This window comes from Paenibacillus sp. FSL R5-0623 (genome assembly GCF_037974265.1).
Taxonomy (GTDB): Bacteria; Bacillota; Bacilli; order Paenibacillales; family Paenibacillaceae; genus Paenibacillus.
This window is the reverse complement of sequence record NZ_CP150233.1, coordinates 6764000-6787159: the sequence shown is the minus strand read 5'-3', so window position 1 is coordinate 6787159 and position 23160 is coordinate 6764000. Positions and strand designations below refer to the sequence as shown.

Below are 23160 nucleotides of genomic sequence, written 5' to 3'. Positions count from 1 at the left end.
TGAATGTAAACTCCAATGTAAGGGTTATGTTGGATTTAAGAGAGTGAATCTATAGATAGCTTCAGAAAAAGCATTTAATTCTATTTTCTTTACAATAAAATACTATAATTTGACAGGTGTTAAAAACCAAAATTATCCAGTAAAATGATTTTTGTAAGCGCTTAACAAAAAATGAATACTAAGGAGGAAAATCATTGATTAAGTCTAAGTGGTTCAAAACAGTCGGCTCATTGGCATTGGTAGGGATTCTCGCTGCTTCTGTTGCAGTTGGTAGTGTGAGTGCTGGTTTGGCGAAAGGTAGCAAATTTCTGGGCAATATTATTGCCAACCAGGTTCCTTCGAATTTTAGCCCATATTGGAATCAGGTAACTCCGGAGAACTCTACCAAGTGGGATGCTATTGAAGGCACACGCAACGTAATGAATTGGGGCCAGGCGGACATGGCCTACAACTATGCTAACAATAACGGATTTCCGTTCAAATTCCATACGCTCGTATGGGGAAATCAACAGCCAAATTGGATTAACAGTCTCTCAGCCGCAGATCAGAAGGCTGAAGTGACACAATGGATTAAAGCCGCAGGACAGCGGTATTCGAAGTCTGCCTTCGTTGATGTGGTGAACGAACCTCTGCATGCGAAACCATCCTACCGCAATGCCATTGGTGGAGACGGGGCAACGGGTTGGGACTGGGTCATCTGGTCATTCCAACAGGCGAGACAAGCCTTCCCAAACTCCAAACTGTTAATTAATGAATATGGTATTATCGGTGATCCCGCTAAAGCGGACCAATATATCCAGATTATCAACCTTTTGAAAAACAGAGGTCTAGTTGATGGTATTGGAATCCAGGCGCATTACTTCAATATGGACAACGTTTCTGTGAGCACGATGAACACGGTATTGAACAAGCTTGCAGCGACAGGGTTGCCAATCTATGTATCCGAGCTGGATATGACAGGTGATGACAATACACAGTTGCAGCGTTATCAGCAGAAATTCCCTGTGCTGTGGAAACACTCTGCTGTTAAAGGTGTGACGCTGTGGGGTTACAACCAGAATCAAACCTGGCAGGCTGGCTCCCACTTGGTCAACAGCAATGGAACAGAACGTCCGGCTATGCAATGGCTGAGAAATTACTTGGCGAACAATCCTTAAGCTCGCGTTTGGACGAGTCTGATCTTCTATGTAAATTGGTTGATTATATAACACCATATAGCGCCTGTTCCACATGTTGAGCATGGGAATATGGCGCTATTTGTGTTAATGCTTTGTCTCAACAGTGTTCGGCAATTTATAGTGCAGGGAAACATTTGATTTTAATCCAAATCAATACAAAAGCGATCAGCGCAAAGATCATTCCGCTCCAGATCAATTGATGTATTCCCAGGTTTGCGATGAACCAGCCGCCGATGGCAGTACCCAAGGTAATACCAAGGTTGGAAAAGGATACATACAAGCTGTTGCCGAATTCAGGCGCGTCCTGCGCTTCAACGGTTAACCAGGTTTGGCTTACAATTAATCCTCCTGAATGCACGGATGCCCAGAGGATGACTACAATAACCATCCACATGAAGTGAGGACCGGCCCAATAGACGAGTGCGTAAGCTGCTACATACAGCAGGGGGAAGATGAGGACAGTTCGGAACACACTCTTACGCAGAAACTGTCCAAACCCCAAATTTCCGATGATCATGACGACACCAAAGACAGTCAGCATGACGCTGATCCATGATCCGCTCATGTGGGTGACCTGTCCAAGATACTCGGCGAAATAACTGTACACGGAGAACATGGCGGCGAATATAAAAATGACTGCGGCAACATTTAGCCATAATCCAGGTTTGCGCAGAATACCGAGTTGCTTGCCATAAGACATCTTTTCCTTCACGGGCATCGAGGGTAGCCAGATCCATATGCCGATCAAAGCGACTACACTGACCAACGCTCCAAACAGAAATGCGATTTCGAGGGATAGGCGTTCAGCAAGATACGATGTCAGTGGTACGCCAAAGGCAAAGCCCGCGGTAACTCCGGTAAATACTTTGGCGACGGCCTGACTGCTTTTCTCTGCCGGAACAAGTTGGGCACTGGTGACCAGGGCTACGGAAAAGAAGACGGGATGGAATAGTGCGGGAATGATACGGAAGATAAGCATGGTATCAAATGTTGTGGCGTAGGCATAGACGACGTTTGAAATGGCAAACATCAGCACAGCGGTTAGAAGGATAATTTTGCGATTTATCCCGGACGCTAGCAAGGTGAGAAAAGGGCCTGCAATGGCGACAACCAGCGCAAATATACTGACCAGCCAACCTGCCTGTGCAGCCGTAATGTTGAATTTATTCGCAACCTGAGGCAGTACCCCCACAATTCCCATTTCTGTTGTAATAATTCCGAATACACCGAGCGCCAGCATCAGGATTAGGAACGGGTTGGCCTGTTGTGATTTCATGTAAAGCGTACCTCCAATTGATTTAAATATACAGAAAAGTAGATATAATATACTGAAATGGGACTGCCTTTCCTCCTGTAATATGATGGACATGAGAGTAAGTTCTCTGGATTACATTATATCTAGATTTATAGATTTGTAAATATAAAAGGTAAAACGTCACATCTTTAAGTTGTCTTCGGCTTGTGATCTAAAGGAGTAATCATGGCGACAATAAGCATGGTCTGGCCCATGAAAAATAGCGCCGGCTCAAGGAATTCCTGAGCCTGACACTATTGATATCCGCACTTTTAACGATGTTTTGAATTAGTTATTGCGGTTGGATAACCATGCTGTTGAATGAATCGGCTTCCAGCTTCATGTGCAGGGTCTGTCCTTCTTCAAGGGTTAGATACAGGTCACGACGGTCCTGAAATGGATTGTTGATGACAATGACGAGACTGTTATCCGGGTTGCGGAAAGCGACGGATTTCCCGCTCCATGCGCCAGACAAGCCGACTCTTCGAGCACCAGGAACAATATGATGTGCGAAGTGTTTCATCACATAATAATCAGGGTTCCGAGTAACCTCCTTATTGTCCGGATCTACGGTGATCATGGAATTCTGTTCCCAGCCCCATGTGCTGCGGCCTTTGGGTTCCAGAACCATGTTCCAGTAGATGTACGCGTTCACTCCGTTACTGAAGTAATGCTGGTAGAGATTATATACATATTTGGCGTAGTTCCATGAGTTGTTGCCATCACCGCATTCGTTCTCGGTCTGCATATAACGCAGCTCCGGATAACTGGCCGAGGTACGTTGAATGGCATTTTTGCCTGCCCATTGATACCCAACACCTTTGATATAGGAATAGGCCTTCGGGTCACTCAAGACAAGTCCAGCGTACTCATCGAAGTCATTTGTTTTTTTCTTGATCAATTCCTCCCATGGATCAGGGGCATTGATCGTCCCCAGCCAGATTTCCGTTTCCAGACCGTGTTTGTCAAAAGCCGGGCCCAGATAATCGGCGATAAACTCACGAAGCTGCTCGCCTGTCCACATGCAAGAAGGGAATTTCTGATCTGCAATCACTTCGTTCTGCACATGCACCTGATGGATGGTAATGCCTGCGTCACGGTAAGCCTGTACAAATTTTACAAAATACAGGGCGTAGGCCTCCAGAATATCTTTCTCCCAGCGCAGTGTCCCATAGTTATAGGCTTTGGGCGACTTCATCCACGTTGGCGGACTCCATGGCGAGGCGAAGAATTGCAGATTCGGGTTATAACTCAGAGCTTCCTTGATGTAAGGAATCAGGTATTTGAAATCACGATTGATCGAAAAATGTTCCATGGCCACGTCGCCGTCCACCTCGTTGTGGCTATACCACTGCTCTGCATAATCACTTGCGCCGATGGGCAGGCGACAGATGTTAAACTTGTGCTCACCCTCCGGGTGGAAGAGAGAATGGAATACCTCGTGGCGCTGCTCCTCATTCAAGTGGGACAGAGCCATATAACCAAGCTCGTTGAAACATCCGCCAAACCCTTCCACAAGCTGGTGTTGTTCACCTGTCAGTTTTAAGTTAGCGCTTTCATTAGTCGGCAAAAAAGATAGCTCTCTCCACGGGTTGTCTTGGGTTGTGGAATAACCAGTGAGCGTGAATGTCATGTGAATTTCCTCCTCGCTTGAACTTCAGCTGTCATATATATTACGTTCAGTATAACAACTTCCACTGCAAAAGAAGATATGCTAAACCGTGTGAAATTTACCCTAATCCAAGATAGAACATCACGAGTTTGTTTCAGCACAGGCATTTCGTATGCTGTATTTGCTTGTGATTGGCGATGTCCATATACCATTATCCAATGTCATAACACAACTGTTATAACACAGCGAAAGTCCCCGCTGATTGTTCATACGGGGACTTTCGCTGTGTTTCTCATATTCTCTTATGGCTGGAAATGAACGTGAGACACGACTCAAGGCTGTACAGTCTCACCAAGCTGTTTATTTTCAAAAATCAGAATCGTTTTGCTGCTTCCGATATATGCAACCGTCGTATTGAATTGCTCCGAGATGAAGCGTACCGGTACAAAAGCTTTACCATTTTTCATCAGAAGAGGAGCATCATTGATCGCAAGCGTATCATTCACGGCAACTTGTTTGTTACCCACGCTCCAGCGGATGGTCTTATCATGCTGTGTGATCACGGCTTCGCGCGTACCGCTGTTCCAGTTCACACGGGCATTTAACTGCTCCGAGACAAAACGCAGAGGCACATAGGTGCGCCCTTCATCGATAAAAGGTGCAGCATCCAGTGCATAAGCACGATCCCCGACATAGGCAGTGGTGGACCCTTCAATCAGACGTTGGAAGCTGCCCTGCGGCGTTCGTTTCTGCTCACGCACATTCATCCGGTTCAGAAGCTGCATCGTATGACTGCCACTCACAACATCCAGATAATTATTCTGCACTGTGAGTCCGGCAGGCTCAACCTCTGAGACAGACGTTTGAATACCCGAGGATAACGAGGTAGACGCCGAGATATCCTGTATAACATTTGTCGCTGACTGATCACGGGTAAACGTAAAACCTGCAATCGGTGTCAGATCCCACACCCGGTTGTTGGATAATTTTAACACATCCAGGCTGGAAAGCTGCCGTAAAGGTTCCAGATCATAGATCTGATTGGATTCTGCATTCAGCTCCGTCAGCCCAGTCAGTCCCTCAATCCCCTTGAGGTGCTGTACTTGATTACCAGAGATATCAAGTGTCCGAAGGCGTGTCATGTGCGCCAGTGGTGTCAGATCCGTGATTTGGTTGCCTGCCACATTCAGATTCCGCAGTGTATTTGGCAATTCAGCAAGTACGTCCAGCGTCTGAACCAGGTTGTTTGCTATGTTGAGTTGTTGGAGCCGGGTTTTACCCATGAGCGGTGTCAGATCGCTAATGGTATTGTTCGAGATCTCAAGCCACTTCAGTGCATCCGCATCCGAGAGGGCCGCAAGACTGGCAATCTGGTTACCGCTGGCGTGGAACGTATGTAATCGGTTGAACCCACGTACAACCTCTATAGAAGAAATGGAATTATTGCTGATATACAGCCGTCCCAAGTCTTTCAATTCAGTAAGTGCGTCTATGGATGTAATGTAATTATTGCGAACATCGATCTCGCGAAGCTGGGTTAGGTGCTCCAGCGGTGTGAGATCCTCAATCTCATTCCCATATAATCGGAGGTGTGTCAGGTTGGTTGCATATTCGAGACCGGACAGGCTGTGAATACCTGCATTGCTCAGATCCACCACTTCAAGCTGCTCCAGATCCGTTGAAGTTAAGGGCGCATCCAGAGGTTTGTTCAGGATTAGCTTCAGTCCGTCCTCCAAAGCAGGATCTTCAATGATTCCCTCGCCCAAGTCCGTGGTTGTGTAAGCCATGGCTTGCCCCGATGCCCCGAGACTCAGGATGAATACTAGAAATAGTAGCGTCATTCTTCTCATTGCATGCATTCCCTCCGATTTTTAAAATTATAAAATAATCCGAACAGATTGAGTTAGATAAGTATATTGAATCAATTTCATAACTCATTAAAATGAATTTTTGTAACTAGATATAGACAAATTGGACCATTTTGATCTATATCTAGCCTTGATTGAAGCAGCTAAAGGTATTATGAAATTGATTCTAGTAGTTACACGATAACAGCGACCGGAAGGTTGTTCTGCCCACGGGAGTGTTCAGTGTGAATTGAATAGTTTAACATATGCAGGTTCGGCTCAAAGCATATCTACAGTTATTAACCCGTCAACAGGGAAAAGGAACAAGAAATTTCGTAATGGGTATTTCTCTACTTCTATTCTATATGAAACAAACCCTGCTCTGCACTCTTCAGAGACATGTTTATCAAAAAAAATAGTACATCTCCCACAGACCCTATTCAACCCACCCTTGAAACGGGTAATGATGAAGTAAAGATGCCATTTTGGAGGGGAAGATGTGAGTATGCGCCAAGCCATGATCATTAGTAATCCATCGTCAGGTAAGGAAGAGGCCGAGCAGTATGTGTCCCAAGTCAGAGAAATTCTGGAGTCACAGCAGTATGAGGTGGTTGTTAATGAGACGGCCGGGGAAGGTGATGCCACCAACTACTGTCTGAGCGCCTGCAAAGATGGCTGTGATCTGGTCATCTCCATCGGAGGCGACGGTACACTGCATGAGACGATTAACGGCATGATGGATCAGGATCATCGTCCCCGACTGGGCGTTATACCACTAGGTACGGTGAATGATTTTGCGCGTGCGCTGAATATCTCGCTTGACCCGGAAGAAGCCATTAGGCAGTTACGTTCGAATCAGACCCATATCGTGGATATGGGGAAAATCAATGATCGCCTGTTTGCCAACGTTGTGGCTGCGGGTTCTTTGGCAGAAGCCTTGTTCTCCGTATCTTCAGAAGAGAAGTCGAAGTTGGGATCATTCGCATATCTCAAAGAAGGCTTGAAAGACCTGGTGAATACACCAGCCAATCATCTAACCATCGAATATGACGGACAGATCTGGAAGGGTGAATCGCCACTTTTTCTGGCGGCGCTGACCAATTCGGTCGGAGGATTCGAGAAGTTATCCCCGGATGCAAAGGTGGACGATGGTTTGATACATTGTTTTGTTGTTCGTAATATCAGTGTGTTCAACAGTCTGACCCTTGGCACATCCCTTTTATTTGGCAGTCTGAAAGACCATAAGGACGTGGACTATTTTACAGCCAAAGAAGTTCATGTTCGCTCAGACGAAGCCATTCGCACCAATGTAGATGGGGAAGAAGGTCCTGCCCTGCCGATTCATATCCGTGTCCTGCCAAGGCATATTGAGGTTATCATACCGGAAGAAGTATAACTTATTTTTTTGGATCTATAGGCTGGAATGAAGAACCTATCATTTCTCCATATGAAAGTAGGATAAATCTATTGAAACCGATTGCAGATATATGTCACAATCAAAAGTAAGATACACGATAATATTCGAATATGGAGGGAAAACATCTTGAGAACGATTAAATTGGGCAGCAGTGCACTAGAAGTACCTGTAGTTGCGGTGGGCTGCATGCGGATTAATTCACTAGACGGTAAGGAAGCCGAACATTTTGTTCGTTCTGCAATGGAGGTTGGCGCGAATTTCTTTGATCATGCCGACATTTATGGTACAGGAACATGTGAGGAGATCTTCGCCGAAGCAGTACAGATGAATCCCCAAGTTCGTGAAAATATGATTCTTCAATCCAAATGCGGTATCCGCAAAGGCATGTTTGATTTCTCCAAAGAGCACATCCTGAATTCAGTCGATGGCATCCTGCAACGTCTGAAAACGGAATATCTTGACGTTCTGCTGCTGCACCGTCCAGATGCATTGGTTGAGCCGGAGGAAGTGGCTGAAGCCTTTGATCAACTGGAGCGCGAAGGTAAAGTACGTCACTTCGGGGTATCCAACCAGAATCCGAACCAGATCGAATTGTTGAAAAAATACGTGAAACAGCCACTGGTAGCCAATCAGTTGCAGATGAGTATTACCAATACGACGATGATTGACAGTGGCATCAACGTGAACATGGAGAACGACGCTGCGGTTAACCGTGACGGCAGTATCTTGGATTATTGTCGTCTGCATGATATCACCATTCAGCCGTGGTCCCCGTTCCAGTACGGATTCTTCGAAGGTGTATTCCTGGGTAGCGACAAGTTCCCGGAATTGAATGCAAAGATCGATGAGATTGCTGCGAAGTATGACGTGAGCAATACAACGATTGCAATCGCATGGTTGCTTCGTCATCCTGCACAGATGCAACCTGTGACAGGCACGATGAATATTGAACGTCTGCAAGACTGTGTAAAAGCAGGAGATGTTCATCTCACTCGTCCAGAGTGGTATGAAATTTACCGTGCGGCAGGTAATATACTGCCTTAAATCCAAGTTATAGTGAGCATACTGACTGCTGAGTCAGTTGAGGACACGAGCCCGTGGATGGCTCGTGTTTTTTGTCTATTTTCAGGTTTGATGCCAGACGTGTTTCCGATATAAAATAAGGATATGATTGTCTGTTTTATAAAAGGATTAAAATGGTTTTAATACAAATTAGTTGAAATTATCGTATTGACCGATACTTTCTAATTACATATAATTACTTTTGCATACCGATAATCCCGTTTATGTTTTTTATTTTGGAGGGTGGTGTTCGTTTGGAGTCGACAACCACGATACGCGATCACTTGGAAAGTTATCTGAAGCGTGAACAGATGTCCATTAGTCATTTTTCGGAAACGTCAGGGATTAATTCGGGTACGCTCAGCAATATTTTGAATAAAAATCGGCCTATTGCCATGCAGCAGTTGGATCGCATTACTTCCGCCATGAGACTGGAAGAAGGTTACTTCTATGAGTTATACATAGATGAGTGTTTTGTACACGCGACCCCGGACTGGCGAAGACTGGGACCCTTCCTTCATCGCTGTGCCGAGTTGGACAAGTTGGACTGTATTGAAGAGGTTATCCGTCTAATGATGGATAATCTATCCTATATTCCTTTGTTATTTGATGTGGCTGAAGAATTCTACCAAGCGGGTAAATTCAAACCGGCCATTCTTCTATATGAGAACATTGCTGAAAGCGAGAAAATGCAACATTCCGAGCGGCTTGCACTCTGTCAGTATCGACTATTCCGGTTGGGACTGACCAATGATCAGCAGCGGAATCTGATTATTGCAGCACGGTTCGAATACTATGTGGATCGGCTGGATGAGCGCTATCAATTGGATGCGCTTAACGAACTAATTAATGCATTTGCATCACTTCACAGATGGAGCAAGGTTCAGGAACTATCTGAAAAACTGAAGGTGAAAGCAGCCATCCATTATGAGATGAATGGCCGAAGGAAACCAGAAGAGACCAAACGACCAATCGTTTTTTATATTATGTATGCATATTTAGCGTGTGGAAGTGCCCACTTCCACATGAACAACTATGAAATGGCATTAAAGTATGTTGCGTTGTACACGGATTATAGTTGGGTGAAAGAACCTGAACCTGAGGAACAGGTGGTTATTCATCAGTTTCAGGAATGGGCTGAGGGTAATCGTTATATATATCAATTAATGGCTGGGCAGTTTGAAGTATTACCTGACTACCTCGCGTATATCTCAACGAAGGAAAATGAGATATTCCCAGCACTTTGTGATATTGTAACGGCTGCTAACCGTTATGATATGAACATAGATCATGTACTCGATCAATATGAGACATACTTCACTTATCAAGAACAGAGAAATCGGATTGGCAAAGTGAGCAGACAGGTTACGGATGATCGATATTTACGACTTTTAGCAGATTTGGGTGCATATTATTTAAAGAAAGACGAGTTTCATTTAGGGATAGAATTTGTTCTGGATAGTTTAAAATTTTCTATTGAAATTAGCAGTGGACGAGGTATGCTTAGAGGTGTCGGACTGTTTGAGCAATACAGGGAATATGCGTCTGACACAGCTATACAGCAGTACAAAATCTTGATTGGTGAGGTGCAGAAACTCAATGAAGAGAAAGCTGGCTTTGCTGATAGTTACATGTAGTATATTGATGAGCATTGTAGCTCCTGTTACTGGACCTGTCCCGACTGTGGAGAATCCAGACCCTTCAATTTACCGAACAAATGATCACGGTTTAGGGACATAAGCCTGAACCAATGGACGCTTCTGAATTCATTTCAGAAGCGTTCTTTTTTGTGTATCAAAGTGGAAGAATAAGTATGTCGTATCTCACATGCGCTTTTGATTGGCATAATACACTAAAATATGACAAAAAGGAGGAATACTATGGATCGCCTGGATTTGATATCACGGATCGAAGATGCCAGACAGTTGTTATATCGCATGCATATGGAATACGGCAGTCTGCTTCATCCGGAAGTGATCCAGCAATCCGTAGTCCTGGACGGTCTTATTAATCAATACAACAGAGCCAAGGTAGGAAAGGCGATGAATTAAGTTCGCCTATTTACATTTGCGTCTTTGTATACTATAGTTAGTTACATGAGTAACTAACCGACTAACTGACTAATGAATACGTATGAAAGTTGGAAGCACATGAAATCGACTTTGGATGAATCTCAGCCTATTTTTCATCAGATTGCCACGATGATTATGGACGATATTGTGGAGGGCAGATTGAAGGTGGAAGAACAGGTTCCCTCAACCAATGAACTGTCACGCTTCTACAATATTAATCCGGCTACAGCCCGCAAAGGACTGCAGGAGCTCGTAGACAAGGGGATTATATACAAACAGCGAGGTGTTGGAATGTTTGTTGCAAAGGGAGCAAGAGAAGCATTGCTCGTTGAACGGAAGCAAGACTTTTATGAAGAATACATCAAGCCTTTACTTGAAGAAGCCAGACGGATTCACATGAATGAAGACATGATTATTGATCTGATTCGCGGCAAGAAGGATAAGGAGAGTGAGTTATGATTCATATGGAGCAGGTCAACTACAGCTACCAGAAGACGCCCGTTCTGAACCAGGTTACGCTACATGAGAGTGAGCCAATCATTAGTGCAATCTGGGGAAGAAATGGAGCGGGTAAAACAACCATGATGAGTTTACTGGCAGGGCATAACCGCCCGGACAGTGGAACCGTTCAGATCATGGGCCAAGACCCCTATAATAATCTGGCTGCCCAAGAGCATCTGTGCTACATCCAGGAGAATCATCCCCTGGGGAAAAACTGGACGGTTAGTGACATGGTTCAAATGGGGCAATATTTTCATCCGCAGTGGGATCAGGATTTGGCGGAACGTTTAATCGATGTGTTCGAACTACCGACGAAGAAAAAGATCATTAAATTTTCGAAAGGCATGAAGACTGCTGCCCAGATTATATTGGGTCTTGCCAGTAATGCAAAGATAACCATTCTGGATGAACCTACCAATGGACTCGATGCTGAGAAGCGTAAATTCTTCTACAATGCGCTACTGGAAAGTTATGAAGATAACCCGCGTCTGATTCTCATATCCAGTCATCATATCGAGGAGATTCAGCCTTTATGTGAGTCCCTTATCGTTTTGCAAGCCGGAGAAGTGTTGTTAAATCAACCGATGGAAGAGATGCGCGAAAAAGGAGTTCTTCTAACAGGGGTAATTGACGATATCAAACGAGTCACAGCAGGTGTTAAAGTTATAGAGTCTTCCCAGATAGGATCAACTGTGAAAGTGATGATTGATGAGCCCTACTCGAAAATGTGGAAGGATATCGCTCATTCGCAGGGGCTTTCCATTGAGAAAGCGACATTACAAGATTATTTGGTTAACAGGACCCGTAATCAAGAGGGGGTTAAACCATGAACGCAGTAAAAGGTACGAACCGACTGATTCGCGATGATATGCGTTTGTATTTGGGCATATTTTCATCCATCGCTCTGATGCTCGCCGTTGTATATCTGGCCATTGGCTTCATATTTGATGTCTCGTATACTACGCAACTGTTTGGTCCCATGTACGGAGGGATATGTACGTTTGCAATCGGGGGAATGATTACACTGTTTCCGGTTGCGATTGGTATGGGCAGTACACGAATTCAATTTATGAAATCCTTCTATATGAACTCGGTATGGATGGTTGCAGGCACCATGGTCATTCTGCATGTGGCGTATTTCCTCTTACACCTGCTTCAGGAAAAAGGAATTGTTGACGTAACCCTTTATCAACCGGGCATGTTGTATTCAAGCGAATATCATTTCTTATCCTACCTGTGGATCGATCTGATGTGCGGCTTTCTCGTACTGGGAATCTCTGTCTTCCCAACGGTTTGTTGGATGCGCTTGGGGATGCGTAACTTCTTCATTATGTTCTTTGGGGTAGGTCTAATGATCACACTGATCGTTGTCTTCGCAGATTTGGGGGAGTGGATGAAGTGGTTTGCGAGTGTGAATATGATGACATTGTTTACCGTTCTAGGGTGTATTGGTGGTGCGCTACTTCTCTCTACGTACCCGATGATGAAGAATGCGCCGCTTACCATGAAATCCAAAAAAGACTGACAGGAAACAGTTATATAAGGAACCGGGGCAATAAATCTATGCGAAATTTCCTGTAAAACAAAAAACACGAGTGCGAACACGCCTCGTGTTTTTTGTATCATCCTAAATCACTGAATATACCTATTCAACAATCTGTGTGTGTAATTCCAAATGGAGGTGTATCTTTTAAGCCTGAGCCTGCGGTTTGAATCCTTCGTCTTTGAGATACTCGCCAGCTTCGCTACGCGTTTCAAAAGCCATATCCAGATTATCACCGGAATACACATACCACATGTCATCTTCGTATTTTAAAGTCAGCGTATATCCATCTTCATCGATCCACGTTCCGCCACCCGTAGAGGTTGTAGACAATGCAGGAGCAGCAGCTTTTACTTGTTCTGGTTCATTAAATTCAACTGCGTTGGGATTGTGAGACATCGCTTGGATTGTTTCATCTAACAATGTGCGCAGATCTGCTTCGGAGTAATCACGAATATTGACGAATCCTTTAGCATCGGTCTCATAGTTAGGCAGTAGCCCTGCATAGATATAACCGTTACCGTTAGGATGAATATGGAGAGCAACAATCTTTTTATCATACGCACTATCCTCGTAGTGGAAATTAACACGACCGAGAGAAACATCTTTGCGTTGCAGTTGGGGATACGATTGTAGGACTTCAAGCTTTTGTTCCACGTTAAGCATAATTGCCTCCTGTAAATGTTCAATAGAGGTGATTATAACATGCCCTCCTGTTAATTTCCCGATAAAATGTTTCTCCCCAGTTCTTTCAGGTGTTCCATAACTTGCAGATAGGGATATGGCCCATAGCTTATACGTGCTACACCCAGTGCGGCAAGCTGTTTTGGTGAAGGCTCAGGAGACGTAACCATGACGTTAATTGGCAGCGATGAACGCTCACACAATTCCTGAATCAATTGGTGATCCTGCAAACCGGGTACAAACAGACCACTGGCTCCTGCATCTGCATATTGGCTCGCACGCATAAGTGCTTCCTCTAAGAGGGAGTGGTTATGGTGTTCAGGTTCATGTTGCAGAAAAATATCTGTGCGGGCGTTAATGAACAATGGTATGCCTGCTTGCTCCGCAGCTTCCCGGGCGGCGGACAATCTCGGACATTGCTCCTCCACAGTGTACAATCCCAAGCCAGCGGGAAGTTGATCTTCCATGTTGATTCCTACAGCACCATGATCGATGACTTGCAGGATACTTTGCTTCACTTCTGACACAGACCTCCCATACCCTCCCTCTATATCGATCGTTACAGGCAGTTCCACGCTCGCTGTAATCCGTGCAAGATTGGCAAGCACCAGATGGAATGACATGGCTTCACCATCATGTTCACCGTGGGCCGCAGCAACGGACCAACTTCCGGTAGCAATGGCCGTTGCTCCAGCGGATTGGATGGCTTGCGCGCTTCCAGCATCCCACACATTGACCAGAACAAGTGGTTTTCCTTTCACATGGTATTGTTGGAACAACGCTGCTTTTTCTTCTAAGGTACTCATATTATATTGACTCTCCTTTGTTATATCATGCATTCCTTTGGACATTTGATGCGTACTTCATTACTTCAATTCTGTTTTTCAGCTACCCTGTTTTTGTTTCTCGTGAGTCAAAAGCCAGTTTTTGCGAGTTAATCCCCCGCCGTATCCGCCCAGCTCACCACTGGCATTGATTACACGGTGGCATGGAATCACAATCGCAAGCTGATTGGCTCCATTCGCCTGTGCCACAGCTCGGCAAGCAGTCGGTTTTCCCAGTGCATTTGCAATCTCCTGATATGACCTCGTTTCACCAGCCGGAATGGCCAGCAACTCGTCCCACACACGTTTTTGGAATAGTGTTCCTAAACAGAACAACGGTGTGTCGAATGCTGTCCGAATACCTTGAAAGTACTCGTTTAGTTCACGCTCAATGGACTGGATGGGAGCTGTAGTACCGGGCACAATCGCTGATTTGGTTCGTTTGCGCAGACGCTCAACTTCGCGCTCCAGACCTCTGCGGTCGACAAATTCCAGTAAATATAGCGACTCCTCATCAGCAATAGCCATCATTGGGCCGAGCCGGGTGTCAATCCAGGACGCTTTCAGGATATGTCCTTCATCGACTTGAGTAGGGGCGGCTCCCATGATCCGTGAAAAGGCATCGCGGAAGCCGCTGCTTGATTCATATCCGGTAGATAATTGGCTATCAATAACGGTGCGACCGGCGCGAATATTTTTCAGGGCAAGTCCCATGCGGCGAGCACGAGCATATTCGACAAAGGTCATGCCGAACCGCTTCTTGAACTGACGGCGAGCAGTGGATTCGTCGATGGAGAGGGCCTTGAAATCCTGTCCTTTCCAGCGTTTCTCCGGATTTTTCTCCACAGCTTCCACTAATATGCGAACGACATCGGATACTTGATTGGGGTGAGAGAGCGGGCGACAGCGCTGGCAAGGGCGATATGAGGCCAGAAGTGCCTGCTGAGCCGTCTCATAGAATTCGCAGTTTTCGAATTTTGGCTTTCGCGCAGGGCATGTGGGACGACAGAACACACCCGTGGTTCGGACCCCAACATAGAATAAACCCTCGTATTCCGAATCCTTGGCCACAAGCGCCTCGTAATATTGTTCCTTCAGATCAGCAGAAATCATGGGGCCACGTCCTTACTCATTAGAATCTTTATCTATAACCTATTATAGAAAAACGTTACAGCAAGCATCGCCGAAAATCAGGCATGAATATTGGATAGATTAAATCGGATATAACATTGAAATTCCGTTGTTCAGAATTTGTTTAGAGTGAACTGGTAGTATAGACCTATTAGGGTAGGGGCAATTAGGCAAAGATGCCTATACAGCGAAAAAGTGAATTATTGATCATTCATTGTTATAGGAAAAATACATAGGTAAACATGAAATTAAAGATTAGCGGAATGAAAGTCTGGAGGTCGACTAGAATGAGATATTCTACGTACAAAAGTATTTATGAGTCCGTTTATACCAAAACGTCCGAGTCTCGCACCGTGTATGTTAAAGATCAATTCATGCAGCGTGTGAAGGCGCCATCTTGGCTAATGAAGATTGTCACTATAACTCTAACTCTAATTATAATCATAGGGTGTAGTGCTGTATTCACTGCATTTGCCGGGGATGAGCAATTATTATCGGGTGACCAGATCGTTGTATCTCAGGGAGATACACTGTGGGGCATTTCATTGACACATAAACCTCAGCAGATGGACACTCGTGTATATGTAGAAGCAATCAAGAAAGTGAATAAAATCGAGCATAATGCCATCCAGATTGGACAAGTGTTGGTCTTGCCTGGGTTTGATCGATAAATTAAACAGTGCATGACGTCATGAACAGAGTTCTTTTTTTACTCATCGAGGTGCAGTTACATACTGAATTTATTAATCATTTACATATAATGGAGCTTCATGTGGGACGATATGGTGTAGTGATTAGTAAGTGGTGTGCTATATAAGTTGAACTAAAGAATATTTACACTGACACTACGATGACAGAATAACCTTCCAATCGCTGTTATCCCCAGATTTTTTGATTATTTTTTCCGAAGGGGAAAATTCGGGGATAGCGTATGCTTCCGATGCAGCTTTCTTTCAGAAAGCTTTTAGGCGAACGCTTCGCTTTTTCAGGTTTTTTCTGTCCTCTCCGTTATCGTGTAAATGATTAGTTCAACTGATATAGATATATGTGCTGTAAATGGATGAAGGGAGAATTAGATGATGAAAATAAATATAAAGAAGTCTGCACTTTGCATGTCTGTGCTATGTATTTCGTTATTAGTCACTGCCTGTGGCACTAGTGGAGAATCGGTTCAGGAGCACGCCTATCCGCAATCGAAGCAACCCGTAGAGGAAGCTGGGGAAAACTCTGTTCCGAATGCGGATGCGAAGAATAACAATGATCAAGGTAGTGCCAGTGGTGATGAGGGCAAGCCTACGGCTCAATCGGAATCCACTGAACCGTCTGAGCAGATTGATATCGTCATTGACCAGTCGGAGAAACCGAGCGAGGGTAACAGCTTTGATTTTGGAATCAAGCAGGTTCCGAAGGGCTATACACTAACGGAGATGCGATGGACGTCTAACACGGTGACGATTGTGAATTCACTACAGGAAGCCATTGAACATGGCGGAAATGGTGAAGAGGGGTTTTACTTTAGCGGCAATGGACAATTCTCCGGCTTTATCTATTCGGATGAGATGAAGGGCGAGCGGGGCAAAGCCACATTTGTCTTCACAAATGATGAGGGGAACGAAATCATGTCCGAAAAGGAAATTACGTTGAAGTAGCAGGCACATCATGAAGGCTCCGTCTAGAGCCTGTTGTACAGGAAAAGCAGCCACGTGGGCTGCTTTTTTTGACATATATAATTACAAGCTCGCCGAGCTATCTGTTGCTACATCTATAAAGATTGAACTGAAGATTTACACGAGAACGTAGAGGACAGAAAAAACGGAAGAAGCGGAGCTAAAAGCTTTCTAAAGGAAAGCTGCTTCGGAAGCATATACATCGCCTTTATACCCTGATTTTCACCTTTATAAAAGTAATTAAAAAATCGGGGGATAACAGCGATCTGAAGGTTGTTCTGTCATCGGAGTGGCAAGTGTAAAAATTACTTTTTAGTTCAATTTATATAGTTGCTACATAAAGTCAAAGAAATAACGGACCACGTGGAACATAACCGGCGAGGTATAGGTCAGGCTGTCGACCCGGCTCAGGTAGCTTTTTTTGAGTGAATCGAACTTGTTGTCATCTCCAATTAACAGATCGCGCTTCAGTACAGACACCGTCAGACTGCCGAAGAATCCGGCCAGACTGATCAAGACCCCGATGAATAGCGAGAATTTCCAATCAAATGGCGTCAGGTAGGGATGGATGAAATAAGACGTTGCTGTCGTTACAATAAATGCACACGCGAACCCTTCCCAGGTGACAAAAGGATTGGCGGTAGGCACCACTTTTCGTTTGCCCAGATAGAGAGAGACGAGATAATGCACCACATCATTAAGTTGCGTTAACACGACCAGGAACAACACCAGCTTAGACCCATACTCCGGTGTGGCAAATGGGAAATAGGCCAGGTGGCTCAGTCCAAACACCATCAGCATCAGTCCCCATTGTGTGGAGCTGACACTGCGCAGGAACCCGACCGTACCTTTGTTGATCAGACGCGGCAGGGGCAGCACAAGGAACACATATAGTGGAATAAACACGATAAACATGCCATACCATCCAATGTAGATCCAGTAGAACTGAACCGGAATCGCCAGATACGCCCATAGGAACAGCCTGCGGTCGGCTTTGCGTGTACTGCGAATCATGGAGAAGTATTCTTTGAGTGAGAAGAATGCAAGCACCATGAGGGAGATGAGGGACACGATGGGGTTAAAAAGGGTGGCGAGGCAGAAGATCACAAACATACCCCACCAGGTTTTGATTTTTTGGCCGATGCCTGAATAGTCTTTGCTTGGCTGGAGCTTTGCAATAATTTTGTACACGATATGTATCACAAGTAAAGCTGTGAAGATTAACGTTAGTGTAAAGAGTGAACTGCTCACGTACCGATCACCTGCTTATTCAAAGTAAGATTCCATTATAGGGTACCTATGTTATTATGAAGGAATAGTACCAACTTGATAAGGGGAAATTTTGCTATGACAGATGAACGCTCCATCTATATCCTGCTTACGAATACAGGAACGCTGTTTACCAAGGTTATTCAGAGCTATACCCGAGCGCCATATAATCACGCATCGATCTCATTTGACCGGGAGTTAACCGAGCTGTACAGCTTCGGCCGCAAACATCCGAGCAATCCGCTGAATGGCGGGTTTGTGAAGGAAGATATACAGACAGGTACATACAGCAAATATCCCAATACCACATGTGTCATATACAAGCTTCAGGTGACGGATCGTGAAGTGGAAAAGATGAAACGTGTGCTGCACATCTTCATCCGCAGCCGCCAGAAATATATGTACAATCTGCTCGGCGTGATTGGCATTACACTCAAGGAACCGGTGGAGTTCAGCAACTCCTACTTCTGCTCCCAATTTGTAGCCGAGATTCTACAGCGTTCGGGAATCAAACTGTGGAACAAGCTGCCTGCGCTGGTGACACCGGATGATTTTCGCCAGAGTGAACGTTTGCAATTGGTCTATGAAGGAAAGTTAAGCGAGTATACGCTGGGGAATGCAGAGCAAGAGTAGGGTCGGTGTGTGCTGATGCTTGCCAAGCAAATTCAATCATGAAATAGCCTGCTGCCACGGATGACGAGGCAACAGGCTGTTTGTGTACTTCATGTAGATGATAGTGAGGATGAGGATGAGGATCGGTCAAAATTAACCTCTTCAAGAAACTCGATCACTTCACCATTCGGACTGTGGACGAGCGCATTTCTAACCCGAAGTGCAGGTTCGCCAAGCGATATCCAATCGGGTTCAACATAGGCCTTGGCTCCATGGGCGAGCGCTCGCTGATAGATATCTTCTACATCATGCACGTAAAAGGAAAAATGTAACAGTGCGCCGTGCCGGATCGCTTCAGGAGAGGTGGCAGGTTCACCCTCCGCTGGAATGACGGCTTTTGGGTCAAATACCTCAATACAGGTGCGCTAATCCGGAGAGATCAGCATACATGCGCGATAGTCAGATAGTAGGTCATAGATAACATGTTTAACAAAAAAATGTTGAATTATGACGAAAAAAATGAAATAACCCCCCATATTTCATATATATTATGGAAATAACCCCTTTTTTTTTGCTCCAATGTTCAGAATCCGTTCAGAGTTGTGTACTACAATAGGCCTATCTTTTGAAAGCGAGATTAGGGGGATAAGAAATATGCAGTACAGAAAAATAGTGAACATATTGCTCATTTTGCTATTGGTAGCACCATGGTTGGCACCAGTAGGAAAGGTTAGCGCAGAAGTATCGTATCCGGTACCGGGGAAAAATGGTCTAATTACAGTAAAGAACATTGGTGATGACTCGGTTGAACTAAGTTGGGAGTATGCCGAGTCAGTTACAACGTCTTCACCTGATCTGAATTATCAAGTGTTCGTCTCCCAGGCACCTAATATCAAAAATATGGAGGAAATCAGCGGATTTCCGCAATACGCCTATGGTAATTGGGTTGGTGGTAGCGATTCCGAAACAGGTATATTCAGCAAAGTGATTACCGATTTAGTCGAAGGGGAAACGTATTATTTTAATGTAATCGTTCAGGATAGAAATAATATGGAAATTGCATACCAGATGCAATCCATAACATTTACATCGAATACCTTGCTAAGCGAATTCAACAATGTTATTGGCGCAAATTTTGATGCCTCAAGAATAAGTGAGCTACTTCAAAATATGAGCTTCATCACCATGGTTCCAGCATTTGAATCACTCCCTCCTGATGAACAGAATGCAATCATATCGTTAGTGGGACATTCCCATCTACCAGATGGTAAATATCTGAACACGGATCAAATTCAATTTACGGTTGATCTGGCATTCCAAGGCCTATTAGTTATGCGTGAACAGCAATTGCCTGTTATGCAAGCTAAGCTAACCTCTTATTTTGAGAAACTAGCTAGTGCGAACAATGTATTCAGCCCAGCGTATTTAAGTGCGATTCAGCCACAACTGTATCAGTATCTATTGGGGGCCGATCTGGATAAAAACATATTATCATATTCAGTTAATCTAGATAGAATTGGAAATGATCTATCACTAGAACAGTCTGTGATGAATCTCAATATGATGCTTAGTCAAAGTTTCAATTTCACCAAAGCATCAACGACTAACGAAATGAATGAAGCTTTAACAGGGCTATATAAAATTCAACAAAAAGCGGAGCAATATAAGGGAACTCCTAAGGAGAGCCTCATAGGGATATTCCCGCTTGATTTCCATAAAATGCAGATTATTTCTTCTAATGTTGCGGAAATGGAACGGTTGTCAAAGTGGATGTTGGATAGAAAGCCAAATGGGGGTTACACCAATTACAGTGAGATACAAATAGCTTTCAATAACTTCTTCTTCCCGATGATTCCACCACTACCGACATTCCCACCATTCCCACCAATTCAGCCAATACCGGTAGCACCAGCAGTAAGCGTAGATGACAATGTAAATGTCATTGTTGATGCGGATGAGACTATGGAATACACTCAGAACAATGGCGAAAATTGGTTTGATTACAGCTCCACGAACCCACCCCAATTTGAAGGGAACACAACGGTATGGGTTCGAGTTAAGGCAAACGGAAGTAATACTGCAAGCCTCTATAAGATCTTGGTTTTTACTTCGGATCCTTTGAAGGTAATCAACGAAGCGAGAGCTACGAAGAATACTGATGCTATCCTGGGAGCAATTACTCAAGCGGAATGGTTAGACCTTCCGGCTGGCTTTGACAATCTCCAACCTGAGGAGAAGAAAGCCATAGCTAATGTGGTAATGACCTTTTTACCGAGTGACTATGCTTATAATCTTAAGAAACAAGTAGAATATGCTGTGGAAATTGGATATAAAGGCATCCAAACGATCAAACAAACAGACAGGATTCTTTTCCAACAGCATTTGAATGAGTTCTATTCCCTTTTTGTTGAGTCAACAGAGTACTTTGAATATCCAGGGATGGAAATGTTTAAAGAGTTAGGTCAAAAATATTTAAATGCATCCAATGTGGATAAAGAGTTGCTTGCTTATACCGCAAAACGTCTATTTCAGGGTTCGGATCTTTCAATTGAACAGGTTTACGGTGCTTCTTTAATGTTAGTCATGAATTATTCCTACATTAATGAAACTACAGACGTTAGCGAGATGAAGAAAGCCATGCTGATGCTATACAGTTTCCAGCAATCTACTGAGATGATGGAGCCTTTCGAACCATTCCTACTTAAGTTGAATGCCATGAAGGATCTAGTAGAAGATGATACTCGAATGGGAAAACTGGCTCAATGGATGCTTGATCGCAGGCTTGCTAACGGATACAGCAGTATTAGCGAAGTGCAGACAGCATTTGATCGTTTCTTCGATCAGGTCATCATTATTAATCCAACACCAACACCAACACCAACACCAACACCATCAACTGGCGGTGGAAGTGGAGGAGGATCTTCACCTGTAACGTCTACACCTGCACCAACAACGAAACAAGAGCAGATCGTGGTAGATGTCAACGGAACTAACGGCACTAATCTGACCAAAACACCGATCACACGTACAACCGAAACCAACGGCACGATCAAAGATCTAGTGAAAATGACCGAAGCGATTGCCAAGGAATCGGTAGAAAAAGCGAAGCAATTGAACATGAACACCGCACGCATTGTCATTCCAGATACCAAAGATTCCGTGTCCGAGACACGTATTGAACTGCCTAAAGCAGCGGTAAAAGAACTAAATGATGGTTCGTTGCAACTTGAAATTTCCACTGAAAATGTAGTGATTTCCGTTCCGACGAATTCCATCGCCGGATTTGATCAAGACTTGTACTTCCGTGTGGTTCCACTGAAAAAGGAATCCGAACGTAAGGAAGTCGAAGAGCGTGCGAAGAAAGAGCAGTTGATTCAACAAGTTGCTCCGAATACGAATGTACGTGTATTGGCTCGTCCGGTAGAGATCGACACGAACATGCAGAGCCGCGAAGTGACACTCACGTTGCCACTGCGTGACAGTCTGCCAACTGATCCGACTGCTCGTCAGCAAGCATTGGACAACTTGGCGGTCTATATCGAACACAGTGACGGCACAAAAGAATTGATTCAAGGCAAATTGGTACAACTCGCGGATAACAGCGAAGGCATCGAATTTACCGTAACCAAATTCAGTACGTTCACCCTCGTTGTTGTGGATGGACTGAAAGCTTCACAAAGTACACATATACCTTACATCCAAGGTTTTGGTGTAGATTTCCGCCCGGATGCGTTCGTAACACGTGCACAGATGGCGGCCATGCTGGCTCGCAATCTTGCAACTGAAGCGGCAGCAGGCTCCGCGAATAGCGTGAGTTACAAGGATGTATCTGCGACACACTGGGCAACAAGTGAGATTCACAAAGCGCAATCCGCTGGGATCATGAACGGCATGAGCAACACCCAATTTGCACCGGAAGGTTCGATTACTCGTGCACAGATGGCTACCATTGCGTATCGCTGGATGCAGCAACAAGCGAGTGCTACAACCGTGAATGGTACAGCAGTGTCCTTCACAGATGTATCCGCAAACCTGTGGGCAGCAGATGCGATTGCTTATGTGCAATCTGCGGGCCTGATGGTCGGATATAATGATGGTACATTCAAACCAGACAGCAAGCTGACGCGTGCTGAAGCAGTGAAAGTGTTGAACGTATTGTTCAACCGTACACCCCTAACTGGCGCAGGTACGTCAACTTTCAGTGATGTACCAGCAACACATTGGGCATATGTAGATATCGAAGCTGCAGCGCAAAAGTAATATTTCTAAAAGAAAAAAAGGGGTCATTAACGCAGTAACATTTGGAAAAGAGAACCCCTAAAAACGGATAGGATATGACAATACAATAGATAGAATAAAAAAAGAGCTGTCCCAAAAGCCAAACATTGGCTAGGGACAGCTCCTTTTTGCGCTTTAGTGTGACTCAACAAGGGTACGTCAGATCGTC

General features: G+C 44.6%; 20 protein-coding genes. 12 read left to right on the top strand and 8 right to left on the bottom strand.

What is annotated here, in order from left to right; genetic code table 11:
- Nucleotides 1-194 precede the first annotated feature (194 nt).
- The gene (locus MKY92_RS29710) at nucleotides 195-1157 is read left to right on the top strand and encodes an endo-1,4-beta-xylanase (protein ID WP_091012361.1); all 963 of its coding nucleotides are present in this window, start codon (nucleotides 195-197) and stop codon (nucleotides 1155-1157) included.
- Between the two features lie 136 nt (nucleotides 1158-1293).
- Here the strand turns inward: MKY92_RS29710 and MKY92_RS29705 are convergent, their stop codons facing one another.
- From MKY92_RS29705 to MKY92_RS29695, 3 genes are all read right to left on the bottom strand, one after another.
- Entirely contained in the window at nucleotides 1294-2454 is a 1161-nt protein-coding gene (locus MKY92_RS29705; RefSeq protein WP_339298599.1) for an MFS transporter, read from the bottom strand.
- Between the two features lie 310 nt (nucleotides 2455-2764).
- The gene (locus MKY92_RS29700; protein WP_339298598.1) at nucleotides 2765-4105 is read right to left on the bottom strand and encodes a glycoside hydrolase family 30 protein; all 1341 of its coding nucleotides are present in this window, start codon (nucleotides 4103-4105) and stop codon (nucleotides 2765-2767) included.
- A 311-nt stretch (nucleotides 4106-4416) separates the two neighbouring features.
- Complete coding sequence (locus MKY92_RS29695) at nucleotides 4417-5934, bottom strand: leucine-rich repeat domain-containing protein (RefSeq protein WP_339298597.1); 1518 nt, start codon at nucleotides 5932-5934, stop codon at nucleotides 4417-4419.
- 502 nt (nucleotides 5935-6436) lie between these two features.
- Here MKY92_RS29695 and MKY92_RS29690 point away from each other — a divergent pair.
- From MKY92_RS29690 to MKY92_RS29660, 7 genes are all read left to right on the top strand, one after another.
- Nucleotides 6437-7327, top strand: coding sequence for a diacylglycerol kinase family protein (locus tag MKY92_RS29690; RefSeq protein WP_339301953.1), 891 nt, complete (start codon nucleotides 6437-6439; stop codon nucleotides 7325-7327).
- A gap of 147 nt (nucleotides 7328-7474) precedes the next feature.
- On the top strand, nucleotides 7475-8392 hold the full coding sequence (locus tag MKY92_RS29685; RefSeq protein WP_076213731.1) for an aldo/keto reductase family oxidoreductase: 918 nt from the start codon (nucleotides 7475-7477) through the stop codon (nucleotides 8390-8392).
- Nucleotides 8393-8664: 272 nt separating this feature from the next.
- A complete protein-coding gene (locus MKY92_RS29680) occupies nucleotides 8665-10047 on the top strand; it encodes a transcriptional regulator (protein ID WP_339298596.1) in 1383 nt (460 codons plus the stop codon).
- A gap of 243 nt (nucleotides 10048-10290) precedes the next feature.
- Nucleotides 10291-10461, top strand: coding sequence for an aspartyl-phosphate phosphatase Spo0E family protein (locus MKY92_RS29675; RefSeq protein WP_017691550.1), 171 nt, complete (start codon nucleotides 10291-10293; stop codon nucleotides 10459-10461).
- A gap of 99 nt (nucleotides 10462-10560) precedes the next feature.
- Nucleotides 10561-10941: a GntR family transcriptional regulator gene (locus MKY92_RS29670; RefSeq protein ID WP_036611682.1), complete on the top strand. Its 381-nt coding sequence runs from the start codon at nucleotides 10561-10563 to the stop codon at nucleotides 10939-10941.
- Complete coding sequence (locus tag MKY92_RS29665) at nucleotides 10938-11813, top strand: ABC transporter ATP-binding protein (protein ID WP_339298595.1); 876 nt, start codon at nucleotides 10938-10940, stop codon at nucleotides 11811-11813. The genes MKY92_RS29670 and MKY92_RS29665 overlap by 4 nt, the downstream gene beginning before the upstream one ends.
- Complete coding sequence (locus MKY92_RS29660; RefSeq protein ID WP_339298594.1) at nucleotides 11810-12508, top strand: hypothetical protein; 699 nt, start codon at nucleotides 11810-11812, stop codon at nucleotides 12506-12508. Before MKY92_RS29665 ends, MKY92_RS29660 begins: the two co-directional genes overlap by 4 nt.
- Nucleotides 12509-12673: 165 nt before the next feature.
- Here the strand turns inward: MKY92_RS29660 and MKY92_RS29655 are convergent, their stop codons facing one another.
- The 3 genes from MKY92_RS29655 to MKY92_RS29645 form a co-directional block, all read right to left on the bottom strand.
- Nucleotides 12674-13192, bottom strand: coding sequence for a hypothetical protein (locus MKY92_RS29655; RefSeq protein ID WP_339298593.1), 519 nt, complete (start codon nucleotides 13190-13192; stop codon nucleotides 12674-12676).
- 50 nt (nucleotides 13193-13242) lie between these two features.
- Nucleotides 13243-14016 carry an isocitrate lyase/phosphoenolpyruvate mutase family protein gene (locus tag MKY92_RS29650; RefSeq protein WP_339298592.1) on the bottom strand — a complete coding sequence of 258 codons (774 nt, stop codon included), beginning with the start codon at nucleotides 14014-14016 and terminating at the stop codon, nucleotides 13243-13245.
- A 78-nt stretch (nucleotides 14017-14094) separates the two neighbouring features.
- Nucleotides 14095-15147: a trifunctional transcriptional activator/DNA repair protein Ada/methylated-DNA--[protein]-cysteine S-methyltransferase gene (locus tag MKY92_RS29645; protein WP_339298591.1), complete on the bottom strand. Its 1053-nt coding sequence runs from the start codon at nucleotides 15145-15147 to the stop codon at nucleotides 14095-14097.
- Nucleotides 15148-15452: 305 nt separating this feature from the next.
- Here MKY92_RS29645 and MKY92_RS29640 point away from each other — a divergent pair, with 305 nt between their 5' ends.
- Nucleotides 15453-15836, top strand: a complete 384-nt coding sequence (locus tag MKY92_RS29640) for a LysM peptidoglycan-binding domain-containing protein (RefSeq protein ID WP_339298590.1) — start codon at nucleotides 15453-15455, stop codon at nucleotides 15834-15836.
- 405 nt (nucleotides 15837-16241) lie between these two features.
- Entirely contained in the window at nucleotides 16242-16814 is a 573-nt protein-coding gene (locus MKY92_RS29635; RefSeq protein ID WP_339298589.1) for a hypothetical protein, read from the top strand.
- A gap of 351 nt (nucleotides 16815-17165) precedes the next feature.
- Here MKY92_RS29635 and MKY92_RS29630 read toward each other — a convergent pair whose 3' ends face one another.
- Entirely contained in the window at nucleotides 17166-18083 is a 918-nt protein-coding gene (locus MKY92_RS29630; protein WP_076213755.1) for a phosphatidate cytidylyltransferase, read from the bottom strand.
- A gap of 96 nt (nucleotides 18084-18179) precedes the next feature.
- Here MKY92_RS29630 and MKY92_RS29625 point away from each other — a divergent pair, with 96 nt between their 5' ends.
- On the top strand, nucleotides 18180-18734 hold the full coding sequence (locus tag MKY92_RS29625; RefSeq protein WP_169482236.1) for a hypothetical protein: 555 nt from the start codon (nucleotides 18180-18182) through the stop codon (nucleotides 18732-18734).
- A gap of 89 nt (nucleotides 18735-18823) precedes the next feature.
- Here MKY92_RS29625 and MKY92_RS29620 read toward each other — a convergent pair whose 3' ends face one another.
- A complete protein-coding gene (locus MKY92_RS29620) occupies nucleotides 18824-19027 on the bottom strand; it encodes a hypothetical protein (protein ID WP_339298588.1) in 204 nt (67 codons plus the stop codon).
- A gap of 340 nt (nucleotides 19028-19367) precedes the next feature.
- Here MKY92_RS29620 and MKY92_RS29615 point away from each other — a divergent pair, with 340 nt between their 5' ends.
- Nucleotides 19368-22973: a DUF4073 domain-containing protein gene (locus MKY92_RS29615; protein WP_339298587.1), complete on the top strand. Its 3606-nt coding sequence runs from the start codon at nucleotides 19368-19370 to the stop codon at nucleotides 22971-22973.
- Nucleotides 22974-23160: the final 187 nt, after the last annotated feature.